A 7,151-nucleotide genomic window follows, 5' to 3' on the forward strand; every position below is an offset into this window, starting at 1 on the left:
ACCAGATGCTTGAGGCGTTTTAGGAAGCTCCTGGTCGGATTAGGGCTTGGCCTTTTGTGCGGGCGCCGCCTGGGGGGCCTTCGCTACCCGAAAGGTTCTCAGGTGTTTTTGTAAAAGCAACCGATTCGCTTCCGATAGGTGTTTGTAGGAAGGCATAATTTTTAACATGCCATCTTTTTTGCGTTTGAGCCCATTGAACAGAGCACTTTGAATCATTTCATCGGTGAGAGACTTTTGAACCTTTTCATTGCGAAGGTCGGGGAGCAGCATTCTTTTACCCATGGGCGTTTGACCTGAACCGTCTACTCCGTGGCAGGCGGAACAGGTTTTAAGCCATAGGGTTGAGCCACTCTCGGCGTTTGCCACCGCACCGCTTAAGCACATGAGGATGGTAACGGCGAGCCCCAATTTTAAGTTGTACTGAATCAACCTTCTCCACGTTCCTGGAGAAATCTTAAACGGTCAACCAGAGCCAAGGCGAGGAAGGTGACCAAGATGGTAGCGCCGAATCGATACGAGCCCTCGGTGATTGGGTTCGATGGAATTCTTCCTGCGGTAACCAGAGCAAAGAGGACAACTCCCACGAGAAAGATACCCCATGCACCGACAAAGAATCGGGCGGGTTGAAAACCTGCTTTCATACACGAGATGCCCGCTGCAACGATCGTTGAAGACCCAACAAGACACAGTACAATCACAACCTTGATCATGACCTTGTAGGGCGCAACAAACTGCACAAACGAAAGCGCCAGCATGATTAACGCAAATATCTTGAGGACCTTGTTGAACTTGGGACTGTATTGCTCCGCCAAGTTAAACCTCCTCGTAAACTCCAGAGCACAGAAAAAGGCCGAGAAGATAAAGAAGAGCAGGGTGAGGTTATTGAGGTGAGGCGAGTTGGGCCACAAGTACTCAAAGCCATGTCCAAGCAAGTTCATCTGGAAGAGTAAGAAAAGAGAAAGGAAGCCAACGTAGAGCAGGTAATTGACGTCGCGCAGCGGGATGAACATCAAGCCGTTAAAGATAATCATGACGAGGAAGATGCCGTAAAAGACGCCTGAGCCGAAAAGCTCATCCATGCTCTTTAGGCCAAAGGCACGTTCACTGTAGAGTTTCAGTGGTAGTTTCATATTGCCCGTAGTGACAACACGGATAAATACGGGTGTGGTGTCACCTTCCCAGCGTTCGAAAGAAAAGTTTGGATTGGGGTGATTCCAGTAACGCCCTTGAAAGGGCTCGCTGTCACCTGATTTTTGAACTTGCCAGTTTCCATCAGCGTCCTTTTGGTAGAAATAGATGGAGTCGAGTGCTGCATAATCATCCTCGATCACCCACTGAATGGTTTCGCTCATGTTTTCAACAACAACTCTGAACCAGAAGGCCGAGGTCAGTCCTAAACCAAAGTTTGCAACATCGACTCCTTCGTCGAGTGACTGAAACTTACTCTGGAAGCCATTGGCACTAACCTCTTCGATGGTGAGTTTTCCTTCGGCATCTTCAAAATAATCTAAATAAGGGGATAGGTTCACAGTGTCGGTATTGGCCGGAACGACGACTGTTTTGAGGACGGGCGCAACTTCTTCAGCTGGTGCTTCTTCTTCAGCTGGTGCAGCCTCTCCAGTGGGTGCTTCTTCTTCAGCTGGTGCTGCTTCTTCGGCCGGTGCATCTTGTGCAAGGGCGGGCTGAGTCGATAGAAAAAAGATGGATGCAAAAACAATAATGGATGACCGTTGAATAATGTTCATAGCTGTTGCCCTCCCCGATGGGCTCGCCTTCCTCGATATCTCTTCGATACCAAGTACCGGTAAATTGGTGTTTAAGACGTCGTTTAATCTTAGCAGGGTGCCGAGGCTGTAACAATTCACGATAGGTTGGGATTACAATTAGTCAGTAGCAAATTGAGAAAAGTGATTCAGACTTTTCTGACCGCTCGGTTTCGAGCACATCGTCCTACACTGGAGAACATGTTTGGGATAAAAATTATGTGCTGGAATGAAATAACATTTATGAGCAGGTCGTCCCTTTAGTGCGCTGTTTTCATTGGTCTTTGTTGGCGTGTGAGAGTGGGGCTGGTCCCTATTCGGGGTCAGTTCGTTGCGTTTCATTCGGTGGGAGCGCTAAGCTTTACTTTCATTGGGTAAATGCCTTCTACAGCCGTCCTTAACATCGCATATTGCGTATGTTTTGAAGGGGGAGCAGTTGAGATTTAGAATACTTAGAGCATTCATTTTAGGAGTGTGTGTAGCGGCAGCTTCACCGGTGTATGCCCAAACGAAGGCATCCCCAAAAGCTCAGACGGGCGTGTTTGCGAAGGTCTTTAAGTTCGCGAAAGCCTTCCGGGGTAAAAAAGTGAAAGTCTTGGGTATTTATGACGATGCGACCAAAGCAGACGTCGAGGCAATGATGACCGCTTTTTCGGGACGTGGGCTTAAAACGAAGGCCGTGGGAGAGGCAGATGCCGCCGGGAGTCTTGGTGGAATTAACGTCGTCTATATCCTGAAGTCCAATGATGCTCTGGCGCCTTTACTAAAATCGAATAAAATCCTTTCAATTACAGGTGATAACAGCTTGGTTGAAGGCGGTGCTGTGTCCGTTGGTGTGATGGATAAGAGTGGGAAAATGGTGATCACCGTGAACCTCGGAAGAGCAAAAGCGGAGGGCCATGCGTTTGCGCCTAGTTTTCTTAAACTCACAAAGGTGATTCGATAATGATGTGAACAGTGTGTTCACCGAATGGGGAATTTGTTTCGAATGCAAATGGGATTCGTACAAAAGTTAATTGCGGGTTTGGCGGCTATCTTATCTACGGTGGCCTTGTTTACTGTTGTTTTCTTTTCTAGCCGTGAAGCGGCTCATGTGGAAGAAGCTCTAGAGGATAAGGCTATGGTAATGGCGACCCTGGCCGCGAATGCCGTGGCAGGCGGTCTTGAGTTTGATGACAAGGATGCGACGGCCGATGCACTAAAGCCCTTTGGCAAGGTTGATGGCGTCGACTTCGTTGTGGTTTATTCAGGCGAAGATACTGAATTCGCTTCATGGCAAGATAAGTCATTCGAAGGTGACAGGCCCAACGTAAAGTTCTCCGATAAACAACAGCTAACCCATGGTGACAAATCGATTTTAGCCATTCAACCGGTTGCATCCGGGGGTAATCAGATCGGCTTGGTTGCCGTAGGCCTATCGCTGAATGCAGTTGACGAGGCAATCTCTGAATCTCGCAAAGTCACGATCTCTGTTGGCCTGCTGATTATTATGACAGGTTGTTCGTTATTTTGGGTGATGGCAGGCAGGATGGTTCGTCCTATCCGCAACATGGTTGCACGCCTGCAGGACATCGCAGAGGGCGAGGGTGACCTCACGCAGCGCTTGGAGATCGATACTCGCGATGAGCTTGGCGAAATGGCCAGGTGGTTCAATCTGTTTGCTGACAAACTCCAAAACTCCCTCCGGCGCATTGGTGAACAAGCTCAATCGGTGACGATTGCATCCCGTGAACTCAACGGCATCAGTGGCGATCTCGAAACGACCACACTGGCAACCTCCGAACAATCGCTGAGGGCGTCAGATGGTAGTACGGAAGTAAGCGGTCACGTGCAGCGAGCTACCGAGGGCGTGACGCAGATGGAAATCTCTATTGGCGAAATCTCTCGGAATGTTCACGAGGTTTCAGAGGTTGCTAGAACAGCTGTTGATGCTGCGAATCAGACGACGTCAACGGTGGTTGAACTTGAAGAGAGCAGCGGTAAAATTGATAACGTCTTGAAGGTGATTTCTTCGATTGCAGAACAGACGAACCTCTTGGCGCTTAACGCAACAATTGAGGCAGCGCGTGCGGGAGAGGCAGGTAAGGGGTTTGCGGTTGTTGCAAACGAAGTTAAGGAACTGGCCAAGGAAACAGCCAAGGCGACCGATGATGTTCGAAAGCTGGTTGAGTCGATTGCTGCCAGCAGTCATGCTGCTGTTGATGCAATCGGTGATATTAGTAAAATCATCAACCAGATAGATAGCAATCAAACCGCTATCGCTGGAGCTGTGGAGCAACAGGCGACCACAGCAAATGAGGTAGGCAGCACGATTGTGCAAGCCAGTAATATTACAGGGGACATCGCGGAAAACATTCGGGACGTAGCGGATACAGCCCAAGGTAATGCGGAACACTCAGCTAAACTACTCCGGTCTGCCAAGGCGATGGCAACGACTGCGGAAGAGTTACAACGTATCGTTTCTGAATTTCAGTACTAATTTTTCTAATGACTCGCACTGAGTTGCCTTGTTAATATGATAGTGAAGCATTTTGGTTTGGTTTTCCCCATTCTCAGTTAGGTAGTCATGGCGGGCAATGGAAATTCCGTAGTTGAGGCTCAGCTTGTTCTCAGAGAGTTGCATCAGCTTCTCGATATTACTCAGACTTCCCTGATCGAGTACATCCAAGACAAAGAGAAAGCTCTCACTGAAGAAGATGTAAAAAAAATCATCACCGCATTAAAAGAACGTCCAGAAATCTTCCCTCAGAAGGTGAAGCGGGCGATTAATATCGATGAAATACAAAAGTTTGGGCGTGATGCATTTAGCCGTATTCTGGTTGAGCGATTTGAGAAACTGATATTTGAGCCTTCCGGTCGGAGCTTGAAGCAGGGTGCGCTTCCTCGCTGGATGATTCCCGGATTCTTAGAGGGAGTCCGGCTTTTAATCGGCGTGCAGGCCTACAGGGAGTATCGAAAATCGTGTGCTGAAATTGTTGAACGGTTACAGGATACGCGTGAAGACCTCGTCGATCCTGAGTTTTGGCGACGGCTGTATCGTGATGAGGAAGCCGCGGAGCTTGCAAATCGCGTATATGCTCAGATGTCGATTCATCTTGCGAACTACCCCAAACGGAAAAAATGGTTCTTAAATATTATCAACGAGTATGTTGAATCAGCCAACCGTGAGAAACCCGAAAATAAACGTCACAAATGGAGAATGAAGGAAACCCATTTTGTGGAAATGATGACCCGCATTTATGTGGCTGAAGTTAAAAAAATGAAGCCGAAGTCTGACATCGTAGCGGCGGTTAAGAAGTATCACCCCGATGGAGGGATGGATCGCTTTGAGAAGCTCATGGCTGATTTGAAAGTAGATATCAAAGATGTTCTGTCTCAAAACAGGGCCCTAAGCTAGGGCCTCTTATTCACTCAACATTTTTTTCACATAAGTCGGCAAGACAAATGCGGCATTGTGGATTTGCTCGTTGTAGTACTGAAGATCATTCTTCTCAGAAAAAGCAGTTGCCGCCTCGGTATCAACACTCGATGGCTTTAGGGAACCTTTGGATGCAAAAGAAAACGCCCACATGCCTGTGGTGTAAGTTGGTACAAAAGCCAGGTAAGTCCAAACATGATCTTTTCCGAATAGTTCCCGATGACACTTCGCGATTCCTACAAATACGTGCTCGTTGAATCGAGGAGATTCGCTCTGAGCTACCATGATTCCGTCATCCTTGAGGATGCGGTGAATGTTTTTGTAAAAGTCTTCAGAGTAAAGTCCTTCGGCGGGCCCAACTCTATCTGGCGAGTCTACAATAACGATATCGAAAGAAGCATCTTGCGATTTGCTAACATATTGCATGCCGTCGCCGATTTCTAATGTTGCCTTTGGGTGTGCAAAACTGGACGCTATTTTCGGAAAGTGTTCGCGAGCGGTCTTGATGACCACTTCATCGACTTCTGCAATGACAACTTCTTCGACATGATCATAGCGAAGTAGCTCACGGGCCACTCCTCCATCGCCACCGCCAATGATAAGAATGCGTTTGGCTTGCTTGTGGGCTTGCATCGCCGGATGGGCAATCATCTCGTGGTAAACATATTCATCTTTTTCTGTGGTCATAATGAGACCATCGAGCGTTAGCATTTTACCGTATTTGTATGTGTCGTAGACCTCAACTTTTTGAAATGGAGACTTGTGGTCGACGAGCTTGTCGCCTCGGTGTCGTAGCGAAAGTCCACTGTCTTGACCCCATTCGGTAAACCACACATTGCGTTTATAGGCGGGGTTTATACTCGCCGCCTCATCTTCAAATTCTCCGTCGTACTCTACTTTGGGCAAGAGCCCGAATTGACCGCGAAGCATTTCGAGAGGAGAGGCGTAAGTTGATTCGAGCCCTTTGCGTAGACTTTCAAAAGAGTCCCAAGGATCGATGGATGTGCCGCACGTAAAGAGATCGACCGCTGCATATTGAAACTCTGGCCAGGTGTGGACGGCGAGATGACTTTCTTGAATAACCACCACACCGGAGGTGCCTACAGGGGAGAATTGGTGAAAGGTTGAATTGAGAACGGTTGCACCAGCGTCCTTGGCGGCCTTCACAACGAGTTTCTCAAGGCGAGCCGCATCTCCAAGGATTTCTTCGCTACACCCGTAAAATTCCACAAGAATATGACGACCCAAGCTATTCATATCTAACTCCTACAAGTGTAGACTTTGTATCCACACGGACTTTCTTCGATTTTTCACTTATTTATGCGCCGGTCAAGGCTTGAGCTATTGCGATTCGAGGCGTAGGTAGTCGGAATGACTCAGAGCGTTATTCAGAAAAAAGTTTGGGACAACTGTCAGAATCATCCATTCCAGTTGGCTCTTTGGCCTAAACCAGCCGAACCAAATGGCACTTTGGTGGTCATCCATCATGGGCTGGGCGAGCACGCCTCCCGGTATGAAGAGGTCGGATTGAGGCTTACGGAGCTGGGCTTTGAGGTACGAAGTTACGATTGCCGGGGTCATGGACAAAGCCTGGGTAAAAGAGGCGATGCGGCAGGCCTAGACGGTTTGGTTTCAGACTTTGAAGAGATTCTGCCCACCTTGATCGATACGACGTCGTGTACGCGGGTTGTGATCATGGGTCACTCCATGGGAGGCGCGGTGGTTGGTCGATACCTCACCGCACGACCGATCCACTCAATGATCGAAGGTGCTATTTTAAGTGCCCCTGCATTAGCGGTTCCCATTTCACCGATCAATGACCTGAAGTTGAGACTTGGACGAGTAATCAATCGTTATATGCCAACACTCACACTGCCAAGTGGTCTCGATACCCTGGGTATCTCCTCGGATACATCTGAAGTAGCGCGCTATCTAGCAGATAAATGGGTGCACGATATGATATCCACACG

General features: G+C 48.4%; 7 protein-coding genes. 4 read left to right on the forward strand and 3 right to left on the reverse strand.

Annotated elements, in window-relative coordinates; translation table 11 throughout:
* Positions 1-39: 39 nt before the first annotated feature.
* Both HOK28_17100 and HOK28_17105 read right to left on the reverse strand, forming a co-directional pair.
* A complete protein-coding gene (locus HOK28_17100) occupies positions 40-429 on the reverse strand; it encodes a cytochrome c (GenBank protein MBT6434817.1) in 390 nt (129 codons plus the stop codon).
* Positions 426-1,745, reverse strand: a complete 1,320-nt coding sequence (locus HOK28_17105) for a hypothetical protein (protein MBT6434818.1) — start codon at positions 1,743-1,745, stop codon at positions 426-428. The genes HOK28_17100 and HOK28_17105 overlap by 4 nt, the downstream gene beginning before the upstream one ends.
* 454 nt (positions 1,746-2,199) lie before the next feature.
* Between HOK28_17105 and HOK28_17110 the strand changes: the two genes are divergently transcribed.
* From HOK28_17110 to HOK28_17120, 3 genes are all read left to right on the forward strand, one after another.
* Positions 2,200-2,709 carry a DUF4154 domain-containing protein gene (locus HOK28_17110; GenBank protein ID MBT6434819.1) on the forward strand — a complete coding sequence of 170 codons (510 nt, stop codon included), beginning with the start codon at positions 2,200-2,202 and terminating at the stop codon, positions 2,707-2,709.
* A gap of 48 nt (positions 2,710-2,757) precedes the next feature.
* Positions 2,758-4,242, forward strand: a complete 1,485-nt coding sequence (locus tag HOK28_17115) for a HAMP domain-containing protein (protein ID MBT6434820.1) — start codon at positions 2,758-2,760, stop codon at positions 4,240-4,242.
* 87 nt (positions 4,243-4,329) lie between these two features.
* Positions 4,330-5,160 (forward strand): hypothetical protein, encoded by an 831-nt coding sequence (locus HOK28_17120; protein ID MBT6434821.1) that lies wholly within the window; start codon positions 4,330-4,332, stop codon positions 5,158-5,160.
* Between the two features lie 6 nt (positions 5,161-5,166).
* Here HOK28_17120 and speE read toward each other — a convergent pair whose 3' ends face one another.
* Positions 5,167-6,438, reverse strand: a complete 1,272-nt coding sequence (speE, locus tag HOK28_17125) for a polyamine aminopropyltransferase (GenBank protein MBT6434822.1) — start codon at positions 6,436-6,438, stop codon at positions 5,167-5,169.
* 114 nt (positions 6,439-6,552) lie between these two features.
* Between speE and HOK28_17130 the strand changes: the two genes are divergently transcribed.
* Positions 6,553-7,151 (forward strand): alpha/beta fold hydrolase (locus HOK28_17130; protein ID MBT6434823.1); only part of this gene is annotated, 599 nt, incomplete at its 3' end.

It is taken from the genome of Deltaproteobacteria bacterium (assembly GCA_018668695.1).
GTDB lineage: Bacteria > Myxococcota > XYA12-FULL-58-9 > XYA12-FULL-58-9 > JABJBS01 > JABJBS01.

Bases quoted from the DNA above. Each gene is read 5' to 3' on its own strand.
- speE (MBT6434822.1), bottom strand. From the start codon at position 6,438: ATGAATAGCTTGGGTCGTCATATTCTTGTGGAATTTTACGGGTGTAGC.
- HOK28_17120 (MBT6434821.1), top strand. From the start codon at position 4,330: ATGGCGGGCAATGGAAATTCCGTAGTTGAGGCTCAGCTTGTTCTCAGA.
- HOK28_17115 (MBT6434820.1), top strand. From the start codon at position 2,758: ATGGGATTCGTACAAAAGTTAATTGCGGGTTTGGCGGCTATCTTATCT.
- HOK28_17105 (MBT6434818.1), bottom strand. From the start codon at position 1,745: ATGAACATTATTCAACGGTCATCCATTATTGTTTTTGCATCCATCTTT.